This is a genomic window from Plantactinospora sp. WMMC1484 (assembly GCF_049315195.1).
Classification (GTDB): domain Bacteria; phylum Actinomycetota; class Actinomycetes; order Mycobacteriales; family Micromonosporaceae; genus Plantactinospora.
Genome location: NZ_CP186055.1, coordinates 6,247,296 through 6,265,193, shown reverse-complemented (window position 1 = coordinate 6,265,193; position 17,898 = coordinate 6,247,296). Strand labels below are relative to the sequence as shown.

At 73.1% G+C, this 17,898-nt stretch carries 15 protein-coding genes; 8 read left to right on the top strand and 7 right to left on the bottom strand.

Features of this window, described 5'->3' with window-relative positions; genetic code table 11:
• Positions 1–2 precede the first annotated feature (2 nt).
• From ACN28C_RS27000 to ACN28C_RS26990, 3 genes are all read right to left on the bottom strand, one after another.
• A complete protein-coding gene (locus tag ACN28C_RS27000) occupies positions 3–848 on the bottom strand; it encodes a universal stress protein (protein WP_422770319.1) in 846 nt (281 codons plus the stop codon).
• Positions 849–998: 150 nt separating this feature from the next.
• Positions 999–1,886, bottom strand: coding sequence for a PP2C family protein-serine/threonine phosphatase (locus ACN28C_RS26995; protein ID WP_422770318.1), 888 nt, complete (start codon positions 1,884–1,886; stop codon positions 999–1,001).
• 117 nt (positions 1,887–2,003) lie between these two features.
• A complete protein-coding gene (locus ACN28C_RS26990) occupies positions 2,004–3,146 on the bottom strand; it encodes an epoxide hydrolase family protein (protein WP_422770317.1) in 1,143 nt (380 codons plus the stop codon).
• A gap of 60 nt (positions 3,147–3,206) precedes the next feature.
• Between ACN28C_RS26990 and ACN28C_RS26985 the strand changes: the two genes are divergently transcribed.
• The 3 genes from ACN28C_RS26985 (at position 3,207) to ACN28C_RS26975 (ending at position 4,644) form a co-directional block, all read left to right on the top strand.
• Positions 3,207–3,755, top strand: coding sequence for a CGNR zinc finger domain-containing protein (locus ACN28C_RS26985; RefSeq protein WP_422770316.1), 549 nt, complete (start codon positions 3,207–3,209; stop codon positions 3,753–3,755).
• A gap of 68 nt (positions 3,756–3,823) precedes the next feature.
• Complete coding sequence (locus tag ACN28C_RS26980) at positions 3,824–4,060, top strand: helix-turn-helix domain-containing protein (protein ID WP_422770315.1); 237 nt, start codon at positions 3,824–3,826, stop codon at positions 4,058–4,060.
• Complete coding sequence (locus tag ACN28C_RS26975) at positions 4,060–4,644, top strand: Clp protease N-terminal domain-containing protein (RefSeq protein WP_422770314.1); 585 nt, start codon at positions 4,060–4,062, stop codon at positions 4,642–4,644. The genes ACN28C_RS26980 and ACN28C_RS26975 overlap by 1 nt, the downstream gene beginning before the upstream one ends.
• Before the next feature lie 59 nt (positions 4,645–4,703).
• Here the strand turns inward: ACN28C_RS26975 and ACN28C_RS26970 are convergent, their stop codons facing one another.
• Positions 4,704–5,216, bottom strand: coding sequence for a DinB family protein (locus ACN28C_RS26970; RefSeq protein ID WP_422770313.1), 513 nt, complete (start codon positions 5,214–5,216; stop codon positions 4,704–4,706).
• 186 nt (positions 5,217–5,402) lie between these two features.
• Here ACN28C_RS26970 and ACN28C_RS26965 point away from each other — a divergent pair, with 186 nt between their 5' ends.
• The 4 genes from ACN28C_RS26965 (at position 5,403) to ACN28C_RS26950 (ending at position 10,162) form a co-directional block, all read left to right on the top strand.
• Positions 5,403–6,383 carry a diacylglycerol/lipid kinase family protein gene (locus tag ACN28C_RS26965; RefSeq protein ID WP_422774825.1) on the top strand — a complete coding sequence of 327 codons (981 nt, stop codon included), beginning with the start codon at positions 5,403–5,405 and terminating at the stop codon, positions 6,381–6,383.
• 114 nt (positions 6,384–6,497) lie between these two features.
• On the top strand, positions 6,498–7,694 hold the full coding sequence (locus ACN28C_RS26960; protein ID WP_422770312.1) for a YhjD/YihY/BrkB family envelope integrity protein: 1,197 nt from the start codon (positions 6,498–6,500) through the stop codon (positions 7,692–7,694).
• 60 nt (positions 7,695–7,754) lie between these two features.
• Positions 7,755–9,266, top strand: a complete 1,512-nt coding sequence (locus ACN28C_RS26955; protein WP_422770311.1) for a phosphatase PAP2 family protein — start codon at positions 7,755–7,757, stop codon at positions 9,264–9,266.
• Between the two features lie 29 nt (positions 9,267–9,295).
• Positions 9,296–10,162, top strand: coding sequence for an endonuclease/exonuclease/phosphatase family protein (locus tag ACN28C_RS26950; RefSeq protein ID WP_422770310.1), 867 nt, complete (start codon positions 9,296–9,298; stop codon positions 10,160–10,162).
• A gap of 9 nt (positions 10,163–10,171) precedes the next feature.
• Here ACN28C_RS26950 and ACN28C_RS26945 read toward each other — a convergent pair whose 3' ends face one another.
• The 3 genes from ACN28C_RS26945 to ACN28C_RS26935 form a co-directional block, all read right to left on the bottom strand.
• The gene (locus ACN28C_RS26945) at positions 10,172–10,843 is read right to left on the bottom strand and encodes a response regulator (protein ID WP_422770309.1); all 672 of its coding nucleotides are present in this window, start codon (positions 10,841–10,843) and stop codon (positions 10,172–10,174) included.
• An 86-nt stretch (positions 10,844–10,929) separates the two neighbouring features.
• Entirely contained in the window at positions 10,930–13,290 is a 2,361-nt protein-coding gene (locus ACN28C_RS26940; RefSeq protein WP_422770308.1) for a histidine kinase, read from the bottom strand.
• A gap of 27 nt (positions 13,291–13,317) precedes the next feature.
• The gene (locus ACN28C_RS26935) at positions 13,318–13,815 is read right to left on the bottom strand and encodes a hypothetical protein (RefSeq protein WP_422770307.1); all 498 of its coding nucleotides are present in this window, start codon (positions 13,813–13,815) and stop codon (positions 13,318–13,320) included.
• A 401-nt stretch (positions 13,816–14,216) separates the two neighbouring features.
• On the opposite strand from ACN28C_RS26935, the gene ACN28C_RS26930 reads away from it, so the two are divergent.
• Entirely contained in the window at positions 14,217–17,846 is a 3,630-nt protein-coding gene (locus ACN28C_RS26930; RefSeq protein WP_422770306.1) for a protein kinase domain-containing protein, read from the top strand.
• The last annotated feature ends 52 nt before the right edge of the window (positions 17,847–17,898 follow it).

The window sequence follows — 17,898 nt, the reverse complement described above, 5'->3', positions numbered from 1 at the left end:
GTTCACTCCTGCACGTAGAGGCCGTGCGCGCCGCGTACCACGATCACCGGGGTCGGCGCGTGGTAGAGCATCGCCTGGCTCACCGCGCCGAGCATGCCGCGCCAGGGCTCGTCGCCGCGGGCGCTGACCACCACGAGTTCGGCCCGGCGCGTCTCCTGCACCAGCGCGGACTCGGGGTCGCCGAGCCGCACCTGCTGGTCGACCCGGACGGAGGGATACTTCCGCTGCCACGGCGCCACCGCCTCGGCGAGCTGCTCGACGATCTCGGGTGGCGGGCCGCCGGTCGCGCCGTCCGGGTCACAGACCTGCACCACGACCAGGTCGGTCCGGTGCCGGGCGGCGGTGTCGAAGGCGTAGTCGAGGGCGCCGAGCGAGCTGGCCGAGCCGTCCACGCCGACCAGTACCGGCCCGCTGGAGGGGGGCGTCTCCCGGGCCACCAGCACGCTGCACCCGGCGCGGGCGGCGAGTTGCACCGAGGTGGCGTCGGAGTCGGCCGGTACGTCGGGATCCAGGGCCAGTCCGCCGTCACCGATCACCAGCAGCGCGGCCGAACCCGACTCGCGGAGCAGAGTGGTGATCACCGGCCCCTCGATGAGTGCGGTGGTGACCTCGATCTCCGGCTGGACACGCCTGGCGGTGCCGAGGGCCCGCTCCAGCAACTCCTCGGCGGGCCGGCGCGGCTCCTCCGGCATCGGTTCCGACGGGTTCGCCGCCCAGTTGAACGCGTGCACGATGCGCAGCGCGCGGGAGTGCAGGGCCGCTTCCCGGGCCGCCAGTCGTACGGCGCTCAGGCTGAGCCGGGAGTCGTCGACCCCGACCACGACCAGGGCGTCCGACGGGGCGTTCACCGCCGCCCCGCGGTCACCTCGGCCACCGGCCCGGCACCGGCCGGGTCGCGTATCGTCCGCACCTGTCGAGGGTAACCGGGCATCGCGGTGCAGGGGACCGGAACGGGGTAGCCCGGTACGGCGTACTGCGGCCGCACAGTGGATGGTCGGTCAGCGCCCGACCCGGAGTACGGCGATCGTGGCGTTGTCCCGGCCGCCCGCGACGAGCGTGTCGGCGAGGATCCCCCGGACCATCTCGGCGAGCCCGGCGCCCGTGCCGAGGCGGCTGGCCAGCCGCTGGTAGTCGAGCTGCTCGGCGACCCCGTCGGTGCAGAGACAGTAGACGTCGCCGGGGCGGAGCGTGACGTGCAGCAGGTCCGGCTCGGGCATGCTCGGGTGACCCACGTAGCGGGTGAGCTGGTAGCGCGCGGCGGCTGCCTCCGGGGAGTCCGCCGGATACCAGCCGTAGACGGCGCCGAGCCAGGCGGCGGTGTGGTCGACGGTGAGCAGTTCGAGCAGGCCGTCCCGGAGCCGGTAGGCGCGCGAGTCGCCGATCTGCACGATCCAGGCGGGAAGCGGGCCGGAGGGCTCGCCCGACCGGACCCGATCGTCGCTGCCCGGTGCCGACCGGGCGATCGGTGCGCCGTGCCGAGATCCCGTTTCCGCGAAGGGTGTGGTGGCGACCAGACCGGTGAAGGTGCAGCCGGTCAGCTCGGGCAGGTCGGCGGCTGCCGTTCGGACCGCGAGCTGTGCCTCGGCCATGGCCGCGCGAAGCTGCTCGGGCCCGATGTCGGGCGCTGCGGTCCGCACCCCGGCGACCATCGTCTCCATCGCGGTGCCGCCGGCGATGCTGCTGCCCCGCCCTTCGCCCATTCCGTCGGCCACCGCGACGAAGGGCAGCACCGGATCGAGGTGCAGCACGTCGAAGTTGGCCGAGTAGCGCTTCCCCACCCGGCTGCCGCCGGCGGCTTCGAGGCGATGGCCGGCGAGCGGATAACTACGGGCGACGTCGCCCTCGGCGGGCATCCGGTCCGGACCCGTCACAGGGCTACGGTGCATGGCGGCGACGTTAGCAGGGTTTGGTTACCGGCCTGGGCGGTATATACGAATCACCACGAACCGGCGTTCTCATCCCGATTCCGGGGTGCGGAGCGGATCGCCCGGCCAGCCGCACAGTCAGCGCAGGTCGCGGAAGAACGCGGCGAGATCGGTGGCGAGCAGGTCCGGTGCCTCGTGTGCCGCGAAGTGGCCGCCGCGCGGCATGGCGGTGTAGCGGGTGAGCCGGTAGGTGCGCTCCACCCAACTGCGTGGCGGGCGCGTCAGGTCGTACGGGAACACGGCGATGCCGGTCGGCACCTCCACCCGCCGCCAGGAGTCCCGGCCGAAGCGATGGTATTCGGCGTAGGGTCGGAACGACGTGGCGATCGTGTTGGTGAACCAGTAGACACTCGCCTGGGTGAGGATCTCGTCGTCGGTGAACGCGGCCGACAGGTCGCCGCCGCAGTCGCTCCACGCCCGGTACTTCTCGACGATCCAGGCGAGCAGCCCGGCCGGGGAGTCGCTGAGCCCGTGGGCGAGCGTGCGGGGTCTGGTCTGCTGCTGGTGCTCGTAGCCACCCTCCTCGGCGTGCCACAGCGCCATCTGGGCGAGGTGGTCCCGCTCGTCGTCGCCGAGGGGCTCGTCCGGCGCGACCGGCGGGTTCATCGCGGCCAGCAGGTGCAGGCCGGCCACGCTCTCCGGGTGTGCGGCGGCCAGCCGGCTGCTCACTCCGGCGCCGAGGTCACCGCCGTGCGCGCCGTAGCGTTCGTATCCGAGCACGTCGTGCATCAGTGTGTGCCACAGCTCGTGGGTGGGCGGCTCGGCGGGCCATCCCGGCCGCGGCTCGGAGAAGGCGAACCCGGGCAACGACGGGATCACCACGTCGAAGGCGTCGGCCGGGTCGCCGCCGTACCGGCTCGGGTTGGCGAGCCGGTCGCCGAGCCGGGTCAGCTCCAGGAAGGTGCTGGGCCAGCCGTGGGTGAGCACGATCGGCATCGGCCGGCTGCCCTCGCCGTGCAGTCGGACCAGATGTATCCGGGCACCGCCGACCGGCACGGTGAACTGTGGCAGGGCGTTGACGGCTGCCTCCTGGGCGCGCCAGTCGAAGCCGTCGGCCCAGTACCGCACCAGGTGTGCCATGGTTTCCGGCTCGGCGCCGGCCGTCCAGCCGGGCCCGGGGATCGGCGCGGGCCACCGGGTGTCGCGCAGTCGCCGTCGCAGATCTTCCAGCTCCGGCTCGCGAACGTGCAGGGTGAACGGTTCCAGCTCAGTCTCAGACACCAGTGAACGATAACAATGGTGTCGTGGTTGTCAACACCGGCTTGGGGCTATGGTGGTGTCGTGACCGAGCGTTCCCAGATGCCCGACGGCATGCGCCTGATCGAGGAGTTCCTCAACACCGTCGACGAACGGACGTTCCGCCGGCACGGCACCGCACACGCCGGGGGCGACCGCCTCGCCTCACCCGCCGCACTGTCGGAATGGCTGGCCGGGCACGGTCTGTTGCCGGCCGGCACCCGGTTGCGCCAGGCCGACCTGGCCGAGGGCATACGGCTGCGTACCGCGCTGCGGCAGGCCCTGCTCGCGGCGGCGCCGGAACGCGAGACGGTGGCGGTCTTCGTCGATTTCCCGCTGCATCTCGTTCCGGGAGCAGAGGGGGCGCTGCGGCTCGCCGCGACCGGTGCAGCCGGGCTGGCGCCGATCGTCGAGGCCGTTGCCACCGCCGTGGTGAGTGGATCGTGGGCCCGGCTGCGGATCTGCGCCGCGCCCGACTGCCGCTGGGTCTTCTACGACGTCTCCCGCAGCGGCGGCGGGCGCTGGTGCTCGATGGCGGTCTGCGGCAACCGCGCCAAGACCCGCAGCTACCGGCAGCGGCAACGGACGGCCTGACCGGCGGCTCGCCTCCCTGTTGTCAACTGCGGTTGACAAGCGCCGTGCTGTCAACCTAAGTTGACAGCATGAGTCAGGCAACGGATCTGGCGGCGGCGGCCGGCAGCACCGACCCACGGGTCGGGCTGCGCGCGGTGGTGGCCCTGCGCCGGTTGTTGGAGCGCCTGGAGATCGTCCAGGTCGACAACGCCCGGCGGCAGGGCTGGTCATGGCAGGAGATCGCCGACGCACTCGAGGTCAGCAGGCAGGGAGTCCACAAGAAGCACGCCGGCCGGGCGCCGGCGAGTACCCAGGGAGGGCAGTGATGTTCGAGCGGTTCACGGCGCAGGCCCGGGAGGTGGTCCGTGGGGCGGTGGCGGCGCGGGAGCGGTTGGGTCACCGCACGGTCGGCACCGAGCACCTACTGCTGGCCCTGGTCGACGAGAAGACGAGTTCGGTTGCCGGACTGCTGCACGAGGCCGGCGTGCACACCGAGCTGGTGACCGAGGTGATCGACCGGAAGGTCGGGCGCGGCACCGCGGAGTTCGGCGACCGCGACGCGGAGGCGCTCCTGTCGATCGGCATCGATTTGGCGGCGGTTCGCTCCAAGCTCGAGGAGTCGTTCGGCGAGGGGGCGCTGGAGGGGCCGCCGTCGCGGCCGTCCCGGCGCTGGCCGTTCCGCGGCTGGGAACTCTCCAACCGCTTCTCCTCCCGGGCGAGGACGGTGCTGGAGTTGGCCCTGCGCGAGGCGGTCAACCTGCGGCACCGGGAGATCGGCGCCGAGCACATTCTGCTCGGCCTGGTCCGGGAGGGCAACGGGCTGGCCGCGCTGGTGCTGACCGAGGCCGGGGTGGATCTCGCCGAGCTGCGCCGTCGGACCCTGCGCTCCTTCGGCGACAGGGCGGCCTGAGAACCCCGACTGCTCGGGGCCGGATCCCGCCGGTCAGGACTCAGCGGGTCGGTGAGGGCTCAGCGGGTCGGCCGGGCGGCGTCGAGCTGTTCGCGGAGGATGTCGGCGTGCCCGGCGTGCCGGGCGGTCTCCTCGATCATGTGGGCGTAGATCCAGCGCAGCGAGACCCGGCCCAGCCGGGAATGCGGCACCGAGTAGTCGAGGGCCGACCGGGCGGCGACGCGGCGCGACTCCTCACACGCCTCGGCGTACTCGGCGAGCAGCCGCTCGACGGTGTCGTCGGGGCCGAGGGTCCAGCTCGGGTCGCCGCCGTCGACCCAACCGGCGATGTCGGCGGGTTCCCGCGACGCCAGCCGGCGCTGGAACCAGCTCCGCTCCACCGCCGACAGGTGTTTGAGCAGCCCGCCGAGGGTGGTCAGCGACGGCACCAGCCGGCGTCGGGCATCCTCCTCCGACACCCCGGCAATCTTTTCGGCGACCTCTCGCCGCTGGCAGTCGAGGAACGCCTCCCACACCGCCCGCTCGCCGCCGGTGGAGGCCGCTTCCTCTGGTGCCAGCGGCGGATCGACCATGTGACTGTCGGGCCCTTCTCGGTTGCGGGTCGGGGGGTTCACTGTAGTGGCCGGCGTGCTGGGCGGCGCCGGTACGTCGCCGGTGTGCGCGACACGTCACCTCCGTCCGGCTCGCCCCCGGCGGCAAGCTGCTGCACACTGGCGGCCGTGAAGGCGCGAGAGGGACGTACCCAGGGTGCGACGGCCGTGCACCGGACGGGCGGTGCCGGCGGCCCGCGGTCTGCCGTGGTGGTCAACCCGGCCAAGCAGCCCGACCTCGACGGGCTGCGCCGGACCGTCACCGAGGTGCTGGCCGCAGCGGGCTGGCCGGAACCGGACTGGTTCACCACGACGGTGGACGATCCGGGCCAGGGCCAGGCGCGGGCGGCGATCGAGGCCGGCGCCGAGGTGATCTTCGTCTGCGGTGGCGACGGCACCGTGATGTCCTGCGTCGGTGCCCTGGTCGACACCGATGTGGCGATGGCCATCCTCCCCTCGGGCACCGGCAACCTGCTCGCCGCCAACCTGGGACTCTCCGACGACCTGGTCGCCGGTGTCGAGGTCGCCGTGGAACGGGGCCGGCGGCGCATCGATGTCGGTGCCTGTGGCGACCAGTGTTTCGTGGTGATGGCCGGGATGGGCTTCGACGCCCAGATGCTCTCCGACACCTCCGAGACGACGAAGGCCCGGGTCGGCTGGCCGGCGTACGTGATGGGGGCGCTGCGGCACCTGCGGGACCGGCCGATGCGGGTGTCGATCCGGATCGACGACGACCCGCCCCTGCGGCGCCGGGCCCGGACGGTCCTGGTGGCCAACGTCGGGCGCCTGCAGGGTGGCGTACGGCTGCTCGCCGAGGCCGAGCCGGACGACGGCTATCTGGACGTCGCGGTGCTCACGCCACGGACCCTCAACCACTGGCTCTCCCTCGGCTGGGCGGTGCTGCGGCGCCGCCGGCGGGTGCCCAGGATGGAGGTGCTGCGCGGCCGGCGCGTGGTCATCACCAGCAACCAGGCCCAACCGCGGGAACTGGACGGCGACCTCATTCCCCCCGGCCGCTCGCTGAAGGTGTCGGTACGCCCGCAGGCGCTCTGGCTCTGCGTACCGCAACCGGAGACCGAACCGGACCTGTCGGTGGACGCCGACGCGGCAGGGGAGCGGGGCGAGCGCCGGGTCGAGGAAGCACGGTGAGTGCGAGGAGTGAGCCGGGGTTGCGAGCCCCGCAGTCACGAACTGAGGCAGCACGGTGAGTGCGAGGAGTGAGCCGGGGTTGCGAGCCCCGCAGTCACGAACTGAGGCAGCACGGTGAGCAGTACCCGGCTGGTCCCCGAGACGCGGTGCATGGCGGACGAGGAGCTCTCCGCCGACGACGCCTGGCACGCCCTGCGCCGGTACGGCGGCTGGCACCTGGTCCGGGACGCCTTCATCCGGTTCCGGTACGGCGACGCGTTCAGCCACGCCCGGGCGCTCGCCCTGCAGCTCTGCCTGGCCGTGGTGCCGTTCCTGATCGCGCTGGCCGGTCTGATCAGCGACCTCGGGGCGGACGAGGGCGGCCTGGTCGTCGCGGACACGGTGATCGCGCTGACGCCGGGCGCCAGCGACGGGGTGGTCACGGAGTTGCTGGTCGACTCGGAGCAGACCGAGGACGCCGGTGAGCTGGCCTTGGCCCTCGGCCTGCTCACCGGCCTGGTCGCGCTGACGACGACGATGGCCCAGGTGGAACGCGGGGCCAACCGGATCTACGGTGTAGAGCGGGACCGGCCGGCGTTCGCGAAGTACGTCCGCGCCGCCGTGCTGGCGCTCACGGCCGGAGCACCGGCGCTGGCCGGCTTCTTCATCCTGGTCGGCGGCGGCGAGCTGGGCCGCTCGATGGAGCGGCACTACGACTGGTGGGGGCCGCCGGCGCACCTCGCCTGGGACCTGGTCCGGTGGCCGCTGAGCCTCGGGCTGACCGTCTTCGCCGTGGCGGTGCTGTTCCGGCACGCGCCGCGGCGCCGGCAACCGGGCCTGTCCTGGTTGCTGTTCGGAGCGGGATTCAGCATCGCGCTGTGGTGGCTGGCGAGCGTGCTGCTCGCCGGCTACGTCTCCTACAGCGACGCGTTCGGCGCCACCTACGGCGCGCTGACCGGGATGATGGCGCTGCTGCTCTGGGCCAACCTGACCGGGATCGCGCTCTTCGGCGGCCTCGCCTTCGCCGCCCAGTTGGAGGCGCTGCGCCTCGGCGACCACGAACCGGCCGAGCCGGACCGGTGGGATCCCGACCGTGACGAGGCCGGGCCGGAGGGGCGGGATCCCGACCGTGACGAGGCCGGGCCGGAGGGGCGGGATCCCGATCGTGACGAGGCCGGGCCGGACGGGCGGGACCCCGACCGCGTGCCGGGACACGCCGACGTGGCCGACATCGATCCGGCCGGGGAGCTCGGCCGAACCGTGTCCGCGCCCCGGCCCGCGGGTGAGCGGGTGACCGGTGCCGTCGGCGCGGGGGAGCCGCACGACGCCTGACGGGGTGTAGGCCCTCCGCGCGGCGGGTACCGGGCTGGCCAGGACGAAGGGAGTTCTGGCGTGGCCACGGTCAGCGAAGTCTTGCGGCGTCCCATCGGACACTTCGCCGAGCGGAGCCTGGCCGGCTGGGCCCTGGTCACCGGCGCCGGCGTCGGGTTCGGCGTGCTGTTGCTGCTGGTCCGCCTCCGCTGGGAGCCGCTGCACGCCGTCGACCACGAGACGGCGGCCTGGTTCAACCGGGTGGTCTCGGCAAACGGCGACCTGGTCACCGTGCTCCGGGCGGTCAGCTCGCTCGGCGGTCGGCCGATCATGTTCTGGCTGGTCACCATCGCCGTGGTGGGCCTGCTGATCCGCCGACGGGGCCGGCTCGCCGTCTTTCTCATCGTCACCGGCGTCGGCGCCCTGCTGCTCGACCCCTCGCTCAAGGAGCTGGTGGGCCGGCTCCGCCCGATGGTCGACATCCCGGTCGCCTCGGCGCCCGGGAACAGCTTCCCGAGCGGGCACGCGTTGGGGTCGATCGTCGCCTACGGCGCGCTGCTGCTGGTCTTCCTGCCCGCGATGCGGCCCCGCTGGCACCGGCTGGCCATCGCCGTCGTGATCGCGGTCGTCCTGGCGGTCGGGCTGACCCGGATCGCGCTGGGCGTGCACTACGTCTCGGACGTCGTGGCCGGCTGGCTGCTCGGGCTCGCCTGGCTGGGCGTCACCGCGTACGCCTTCCGGTTGTGGCGCCGCGAGCGGGGCCGCCCGCTCCGGCCGCTCGTCGCCGGACTGGAGCCGGAGGCGGGGCGGGAGATCGCACCGGCACCGGCCGAGGAACACGTGCTGCCGCACCCCCGGGCTGCCGTCGCCGAGGTGCTCACCGGCTGGGTACTGGTCTTCGGGGCGCTGTACGCCTTCGGCATGCTGGTCAGCTACTACGTCGATGGCACGTTCGTCGAGACGCTCGACCGGGAGGTGCCGGCGTGGTTCGCCGCGCACCGCACCGACACGCTCAACCAGGTCAGTCATCTCGCCAGCATGGCCGGCAACACCCACGCGATCCTGCTGGTCTCGCTCGTCTTCTGCCCGCTCGCCCTGGCCTTCTGGCGGCGCTGGCGCCCGGTACTCTTCGTCGCGCTGACCATGTTCGGCGAGCTGAGCCTCTTCCTCGCGTCGTCGCACGCGGTGGGCCGGCCCCGCCCCGACGTCCCGCACCTCGACGGCCCGCTGCCGACCTCGTCCTTTCCCTCCGGGCACATCGCGGCGACCATGTGTCTCTGGCTGGCGATCGCCCTGCTGGTGATGCCGCGTACCGACAGCAGGTGGCGCTGGCTGACCGTGGCGCTCGCCGTCGTCATGCCGCTGGTCGTCGCCGCCTCCCGGATCTACCGTGGGATGCACCATCCCAGCGACTTCGTCGGGGCCATGCTGCTCACCGGGCTCTGGATCGGCCTGCTCTGGCTGGTGGTACGCCCCAACGAGGAGTTGACCGAGCACACCGGGGAAACCGCCGCCGCTGACCCCCATCCGCAGGCTCCGGCCGAGCTGTCCGACCTCGACGACGAGCTGGTCCGGTCGGCCCGGCGGGACTGACCCGTCGATGCGGAGCGGGGGACGGTGGTATGCGAGCGATGACGTACAACATCAAGAACGGCGGCTGGGACGGTGCCGATCCAGCCCGACTCGACCGGCTGCTCCGGGTCGTCGCCGAGCAGCGGCCGGACGTGCTGGCGTTACAGGAGCTCCGGGGCTTCCGCAGGGACCGCCGCCGGCTCGACGAGATCGCGCGGCGGCTCGGGATGCGGGCCCATCTGGCCGGGGGGTGGTTCGGGCAGCCGGTGGCGATCCTGGTGCGGCCGCCGGTCGAGGTCGAGGCGGCTGCGCCGGTCCGCCGGCCGTTCCACCACGGGGCGCAGCGGGTCGTGCTCGGGACCGACCGGGGGCCGCTGACCGTGCTCGGCACGCACCTGCATCCGTACTCCGGGCGGCGCCGGCTGCGCGAGGCCGGCTGGCTGGTCGGCGCGGCCGGCCGGGGCGGGCCGGACCGCAGGCCGCTCCCGGACCGGCTGGTGCTGCTGATGGGCGACCTGAACTCGCTCGATCCGGACGGCCGGCACACCGAGCGGATCGCCGGGCTTCCACCGGCGTACCGGGGGAGGCACCTGCTGCCGGACGGCAGGACGGTGGACACCCGGGTGATCGCCGCGCTGCACCGGGCGGGATTCGTGGACCTGTTTTGGCCGGTACGCGAGGGCGGTTCGGGAGCCGAGGAGAGGGCGGCGGGACAGCCGGGGCACGAGCCGCCGAAGACCGTGCCGACCAGCGGCGGCGGTGGGGTGGAGTTCACCGACATGCGGCTCGACTATCTCTTCGGCACACCGCCGCTGGCCCGGCTGGCGGACGAGCCGCGGGTGGTCACCGGAGGGTCGGCAGAGACGGCGTCGGACCACTATCCGCTGGTCGTCGACTTCGACATGCGGCTGCGCTGACCGGCTGGCTCAGGTGCCGAGCCCGACGTCGCGGGCGAGCAGGGCCGCCTGCACCCGGTCCGCGACGCCGAGCTTCGCGAAGATCGCGGAGAGTTGGTTGCGTACGGTCTTCTCGCTGAGCCCGAAGTGCCGGGCGATCTTCGCGTTGGTGTCGCCGAAGGCGAGCCGGCCGAGGATGTCCCGCTCTCTGGAGGTGAGCTGGTTGAACGGTGCGGGCAGCTCGGCCGGTCCGCGGTTGAGCGCGGTGAGCACCGACGGCCCGATCCCCGGCCCGAGCACCACACCACCCTGCGCGACGGTACGCAGCGCGTCGATGACGGCGTCCGGGTCGGTGTCCTTCAACACGTAGCCGCGGGCTCCGGCGCGAAGTGCCCGAGCCACGATCTCCTCGTCGTTCGCCATCGTCAGCATCAGCACCTTGGTCTCCGGGCGCGAGTGGATGATGCGCGCGGTGGCGTCGACGCCGTCACCGTCTGGCAGCGTCACGTCCATCGCGATCACCTCGATCCGCTCGCCTACCGCGGCGCTGACCGCCTCGGCGCAGGTGGCGGCCTCGAAGACCTCACTCACCCAGGGCTCGCCCTCCAGCATGGTGCGCAGCCCACGACGCACCACCGGGTGGTCGTCGACGATAAGGATCCGTCCACCGTGCACCATGCTCGTCGCCGCCTCTGCACGCACGCCGCGTTCTCCGGCGATGGCAGCGGCTCCCGGCAGAGAGCTGGAACCGCGCGACCGCCCGTCCATCGCGGGTTCAGCGTAGCGGGCTAGCCGACCCGGTCCGCGCCGCTGTCCGGTGTCTGGCGGTCGGCGGTCGGCGAGGCGCTGCCGGCGGCCTGTGTCACCCCGCTGCGCGGCTCCGTCACCCCGCCACGTGGCTGTGTCATCCCGCTGCGTGGCTGTGTCACCCCGCTGCGCGGCTGTGTCACCCCGCCATGCGGCTCTGGCAGCCCGCCATGCGGCTCTGGCAGTCCCGACTCCGGGTCGGCCTCGGCGGATCGGTGGGTTACCGCCCAGCGGCCGTCCGGGCCGCCGGAGTCGGAATCGGTCCCCGTGTCGCTGCCCGTGCGGTCGGCGGCGGGACGTTCCGTGCCGGGTGGATCGGTGGCCGCCCGGTCGAGAGTAGCCGGACGGTCGTGCGGTGGGGTGCCGGTCGCCGGGTCGGGCGTGGTTGGCTGAAACGGCAGGCGCACCCGGATGGACGTACCGTGCGGATCCGTCGGGGTGATGTCGAATTCCCCGCCGAGCTCGGTGGCGCGCTCCCGCATCGAATCGAGGCCGACGCCGCCCGGCCGACGCGGGCCCAGCCCCACGCCGTCGTCGATGATCTCCACCGTCATCGCCCGGTCCCGGCGTACGTTGACCTGGCAGGTGCTGGCCTGCGAGTGCCGCGTCACGTTGTTCAGCGCCTCCGCGACGATCCGGTACGCGGCCACCTCGATCGCCGCCGGCAGCCCCTGGAGGTTGCCGTCCACCTGCAACCGGACCGACAGGTTCTGGCTGTCGAACCTGGCGCACTCGTTGCGTAGCGCCGCGGCGAGTCCCCGGTCGAGCGCCGGCGGTCGGAGCTGGTCGACGAGCTGGCGTACCTCGGCGGTGCAGGTCTGCAGGTCCGCGGCGAGCGCGTCGAGGATCCCGAGGGTCCGGGGCTGCCCGGCGACCAGCTTGTGCGCCGCCCGGACCTGCATGGCCATGCCGGCCAGGGTCGGGCCGAGACCGTCGTGCAGGTCGCGGCGGAGCCGCCGGCGCTCCTCCTCACGGGCGGTGATCAGCCGCTCCCGGGACTCCTGAAGGTCGTGGATGAGCCGCACGGCGTCGGCCGCCACCGCCGCGTGCAGCGCCAGGTCGTTGAGCAGACGCCGCTCGACCGGGGTGAACCGGCTCGTCACGCTCCGGTTCGCCACCAGCAGCCGGCCGACCCGTTCCCCCCGGGTGACCATGTCGAACGCCTCGACCGGGGTGCTCGCGGTGCCGTGCGCGGCGAGGACCCGGGGCCCCTCCCGCCCCTCGACCTCGACCGCCACGTGCGGCACCCGCAGCGACCGGGCGATGGTGCCGGTCAGCAGCGGCAGCACCGCGCCCGGCTCGACCGTGCGGCCGAGCAGGTCGCCGAGGCGCGCGATCACCTGGTACGGGTCGTCCCGGTCGCCGTAGAGCAGCCGGTTGACCCCCCGCTGCACGCGGCCCCGGGCCGGTTCGAAGGCGACCGCGATCAGCCCGGTCGCCACCAGCGAGGCGTTCGAGGTGCTGCCCGACATCACCAGGTCACGCAGCACAGCGATGAGCCCGACGAAGGCGGCGATCACCAGCAGGCTCATCACCAGCCAGACGATGGTGCGGTTGATGACCTGGTCCAGCCCGTAGAGCCGGTAACGCAGCACCGCGACGGCCATCCCGATCGGCAGCGCCACCACCATGATCAACCAGGCTCCCGGGAGGTTGATAGCCTCCAGCACGAGCCCGAGCAGCAGCAGGATCGCCGCCGCCAGCAGGCAGGCCAACTGAGCCCGGACCTCACCGTCGGCGCGGCGCCAGCGCAGCACCAGCGAGACGAGCACCGCGATCAGCCCGAGCACCGTCACGCCGATGGCGAGTAGCGCGACCAGGACCAGCGTCCGGGCCGTCTGCGTCGGGGCCGGTTCAGGGTCGCTGACCAGGCTGTAGGGATCGTCCAGGGCGGCGATCGCAAAAGCGAGGGCGGCGATGGTCGCCGAGGCCACGATCACCACGGCGACCGGCCGCCACCGCGGTGACGGAAGTCGCCCGTCCGGGAAGAACAGCAGGGCAAGGATAATCAGCCCGTACGGTGGCCACCAGGTCCACTGGCTCAGCCAGGCCAGCGGCAGCCATGCTCCCCAACTTTCCGTGAGCACGGCCACGCTCGCCGCCCCCCCGGCGGCGAGCATGAGCCGGCCCACGAGATGGCCGGGTGTTCCGACCAGCACCAGCGCGCCCATCGTGGTGAACGTGAGCGCGATCACCGCGGTCTCTCCGGTCTGTTCGACCCACAGCCCGCGGGAACTGATCAGTTGCCCGGTCACCACGAGCGCGACGACGATCGCTGCCCCGACGAGTGCGCCGATCCGGCGTACGGACCATCGTCCCGTGGTGTCCTCGGTGGACGTCACCCCTTTGACCCCTGTCCGATCAAGTTTTCAGTGTGTCCAGCCGGCGGCGTGCAGTGAGTTGTGGAACCACCCGCCCCGGTCCATCAGCCGCATGCCACCCGAGGGCGCGTCGCCACCCGGGAAGTGCGCGGCATCCTCGGCCAGCGTGCCGCCACCGAGCTGCGGCAGCGACTGGATCGCCCCCTCGGGGGTCAGTCCGGAGTCGGCGACGATCTCCGGGTGCCGGCGGATGTAGTCCCCGACGTGCTGGACCACGGCCCGCAGCCGCTCCTGGATCAGCTCGGGCTCGGGATCGTCGAGCGTGGGCACCAATCCCTCCAGTTCCCAGGCGTGGCTGAGCACCGGGGCGAGCCGGCGGCCCGCCTTGTCGAAGAACTCCAGGCCGCCCTGGGCCTTGGCGCCGATGTCCTTCTCGCCCAGCATCTCGGCCACGCTGCCGTAGGCGTGCGCGAAGCTGTTGTCGCTGGCGATGACGATCGGTTCGATCTCCGTACCCGGAACCGGGCGAATCGGCTTAGCGGTCATGACACTCCCCTCGTAATCCAATCTCGACGGTTCAGGCGCTGGTGGCGACGGTTTTCCTCCCGCAGCCTAGGCCCGGTCTTCAACGGGGCGCGGGATCCTCCGTCGGCAACGCATCATGTCCCGTCCGGCGTCCCGGAAGCCCGGGACCGGTGTCCCAGTCCACTCGGGAAAATTCGTCACGTCTGCCTACGGTCCGGTACCCGACCGCGTCCCGGACGCTTACCCGACCGGAGGAGGGGGTTCGGCGCTTGTTCCGGGTCGGCGGAGCGTCCGCCCGTGTCCTGCGGGTGCTCGATATCCGCTCGATGCCCGGACGATACGCCGTACCGGCACGCTCGTCGGCGGTGCCGGTCGCCACTCACCACGGCCGGCAGTTCATCAACCGCGAGATGGGGAGACGCATGACGCCCGAGTCATCGGTCATCGCGAGCCGGACTTCCGGTCGCGTCGGGCCGCCGCGCGGGCAGTTCCATGTCCCGGTCACCGACGCGGCGCGCTCCGGGCAGTGCGAGCCGGCCGCCCTCGTCACCCCTCTGCTGGAGCGGCTCAGTCTCGCGGGCTGGACCGTCCGGCAGCGGGGCGGACGCACCCTGGTCGCACCGGCGGTGCCGGACAACCGGGTGCAGGGGTGGAAGCTGCACGTGTCGGCTACGCCACGGAACGCGGCAGAGGTCCTTGCCGCCTGCGTACCGGTGCTGGTCGAGACCGCTACCGCGTTCGGTTTCGTCGCCACCGCGGCGGGCCTCGCGGCACTGAACGGTCCACGGGCGTCGCGGGCAAGGTCCGGGAAGTTTCTGACCGCGTACCCGGTGAGCGACGAGGTGTTCCGGAAGCTGGCGAAGCGGCTCGACGAGGCGACGGTGGGGATGGTGGGGCCGGCCGTCCTCTCGGACCGGCCGTACCGGTTGGGCGGGGTGGTGCACTACCGGTACGGCGCCTTCTCCGGCATCGGGCTGCTGGACAACGACGGGCGGTACCGCCGTTGTCTGGTCGATCCGGACGGCCATCTGGTCGAGGACCGGTGCGAGCCAGGCGCCCCGCCCCCGGCTTGGGTAGAACTACCGTTCGGCCCGCTGCCGGGGCGATCGGAGCCGGCGGCGTTCACCGCGGCGCTCGGTCCGGCCGGACTGAGCGGACTGAGCGGACTGAGCGGACTGAGCGGACTGAGCGGACTGAGCGTGGAAGGCGATCCGTTCGATCAGGGCGGGCTGAGTGGTCCGGGTGGGGTGACCGCGCCGGGTGAGGTGACCGCGTCGTGGCGGTCGGTCGCGCCGACGCAGGTCTTGGGGACGTCCGCCGCCGATCCGGTCGCCGGGTCGGCGGGGACGGCCGGGTCCGCGGGGGGCGGGCCGGGGGGCCCGGCCGGGCCGGGGGTACCTGATCGGTCGGGGGGCTCGGCCGATTCAGGGGGCCCGGCCGGGTCGGGGGAGCCTGCGGGGTCGGGGGGTACCGCCGGGTCGGGGGGCCTGGCGGAGCCGGCGGGGGCGGTCGGGTCAACGGGGGCGGTCGGGTCGACAGCGTCGTGGGGGCCTGTCGACCCGACCGGACCCGCCGGGGTGCTGATCGGCGGCAGGTACGCGGTGAGCGGTGCCCTCCGGCAGGCGAACAAGGGCGGCGTCTACCGGGCGCGTGACCTACGTACCGGCGTCGCAGTGCTGATCAAGGAAGCGCGGCCGTACGTCGGCACCGACACCCGTGGCCGGGATGTGCGCGACCTGCTCGGGCACGAGGCACGGGTGCTGCGGCACCTGCTTCCGCTCGGCGTGACGCCCCGGCCACTGCGCGAATTCGTACACGGTGACCACCGGTTTCTCGTCGAGGAACTGCTGCCGGGTCGCCCGCTCCACGCCGACGCCCCGGACCCCGTGACGGCGGGTCGCGATCGACCGGCCTGGTACGACCTTCTGGTCCGGCTGGCCCGACTGCTCCGATCGGTGCACTCCGTCGGGGTGGTGCTCCGGGACCTGGCGCCGGAGAACGTGCTGCTGTTGCCGGACGGGGAACTCCGGCTGGTCGACCTGGAGCTGGCGGCGCTGCGCACCGGTGGACCGGACGACTGGTCCTACCACGACATTCGGTGTTCCGGCTCGGTCGGGTTCGTCGCTCCCGAGCAGTGGCGGGACGTGCAGCCGGATCCGGTGGCCGACCTGTTCAGTCTCGGCATGGTGGCGCTGTGGCTGGCCGGACGGGTCTCCCCGGCCGGCCTAGGAACGCCGGCGGTACGGCCACCGGAGGAGTGGGTGGGCGAGCTGCTGGAGCCGTCCCTCGGTGGACTGCCCGTGCCGGCACCGTTGCACCGGATCGTCACCGGTCTGCTGCGCTCGGAACCGGCCGCCCGGATCGGCCTGGACGAGGTGATCACGCTCTGCGCCGAGGCGTCCCGCCAGGCGAGCGCGTCCCGCCAGGCGAGCGCGTCTGGACGGGATGCGGCACAGGGCACCGACTCCGGCCCCGGGATCGGCGGCGGCCGAGGTGACTCTGACTCCGGGCCCCGGCCGGTGGCCCGTTCGGAGGCGCGGGCACTGCCCGAGCCGGCCTGGCGAGGGCTGGTCGGGGAGATCGTGGCCCGGCTCGGTGCGGCACCCGAGCCGGGTCCCGTCTTCGCGCCCGGCGGCCGGCCCGATGCCGGCGCGGTCCGCCGTACGCCCCTGACCGGCAATGGCCGGTATGCCCGGCACGGCCGGAACGGCCGGAACGGCCGCCAGCCGTACCGGCCGATCTGGCGGTCGAGCGGGCCCGAGTGGCAGATCGGCCTCGACCGCAACTGCGCCGGCGTCGCCCGCTCGGTAGGGGCGCTGACCCGGCTGGTGGTGGCAGAGAAACAGCTCGATGTCACCGTCGGGGTGGCCGGCAGTCGACCCGATCGCCCCGGCGGGACGGCACGGGTGCTGGAACTCCTGCTGGACCGGCTGCTGTGCTCCCTCGACCGGGACCAGCACCGGCTGCCGGGACTCTCCGCCGGCTGCGCCGCCGCCGTCTGGGCGCTCTGTGACGCCGGGCGGCTGCTCGGCCGGCCGTACCTTCTGGACCGGGCCGTGGAACTGGCGCTCGGGCTGCCGGTGCGCTGGCCGGACCCGGGGCTCGGGCACGGTGTCGCGGGCCTCGGCACCGGCCTGCTACATCTGTGGCAGCAGACCTACCTTCCGGCGCTGCGGGACAGGGTGACGGCGGCCGCCGGACACCTGCTCGACACGGTCGACCCCGGCGGCGCGATGCTGTGGACGGTCGATCCCTCGTTCAAGTCCGTACGCGCCGGGCACCGCTCGTACGACCTCGGGCACGGCACCGCCGGGATCGGCGGGTTCCTGCTCGCCGTCGGGCAGCTGCTCGGCCGGAGGGATCTGACCGCCGCCGCCATACGCTGCGCGGAGACCCTGTTGGACGCCGCCCGGTGCGTCGACGGGGCTGCCCGCTGGCCACACCCGCGCTCCGGCGCCGCGCCGCACTGGCCGGCCCGCTCGGACGACCCGGCCGGAATCGGCTCCTTCCTGTGCCGCGCGTACCTGCACACCGGCGACGTCCGGTACCGGGATACCGCGGTGGCCGCGGCCAGGTCGGTGATTCGCGGCCGGTGGAGCCGGTACGGCGGCCCCGGTCCGGCGGACGAGCTGGGGCGGGACGGATCCGTGCCCGGGGACGGCGCGGGACCGGCCGATGACGGCGAATTCCTGCTCGACCTCGCCCGCGCCACCGGCGACCTCAGGTACGCCGGCTGGGCCGAGGCGGTCGCCGCGAGCTGCTGGACGACCGGTGGGGCCGGCACGAGTACGTCGGCGACGGTGCTGTCCCGGTCGGCGCTCACGGACGGGTGGTGGGCCCAGCCGGTATCGTCGTGGGACGGCCCGGCATCGTCGTTCGACGGGTCAGCATCGTCATTCACCGGCATACCCGATCCGGCCGGGCAACTGGCGTTCCTGGTCCGGCTGCGCGTCGGTGGCCCCCGGCTCTTCCACCCCGATCCGGAGCGCCTGCCGGTTCCCGCAGGCGCCGGTCTAAGCGGCCGGTCGGTGTCGGCCGACTCCGGGGACTGAACCGCTGAACCCACTCAGGCTGAAACACCGCTGAACCCACCCAGACTGAAAC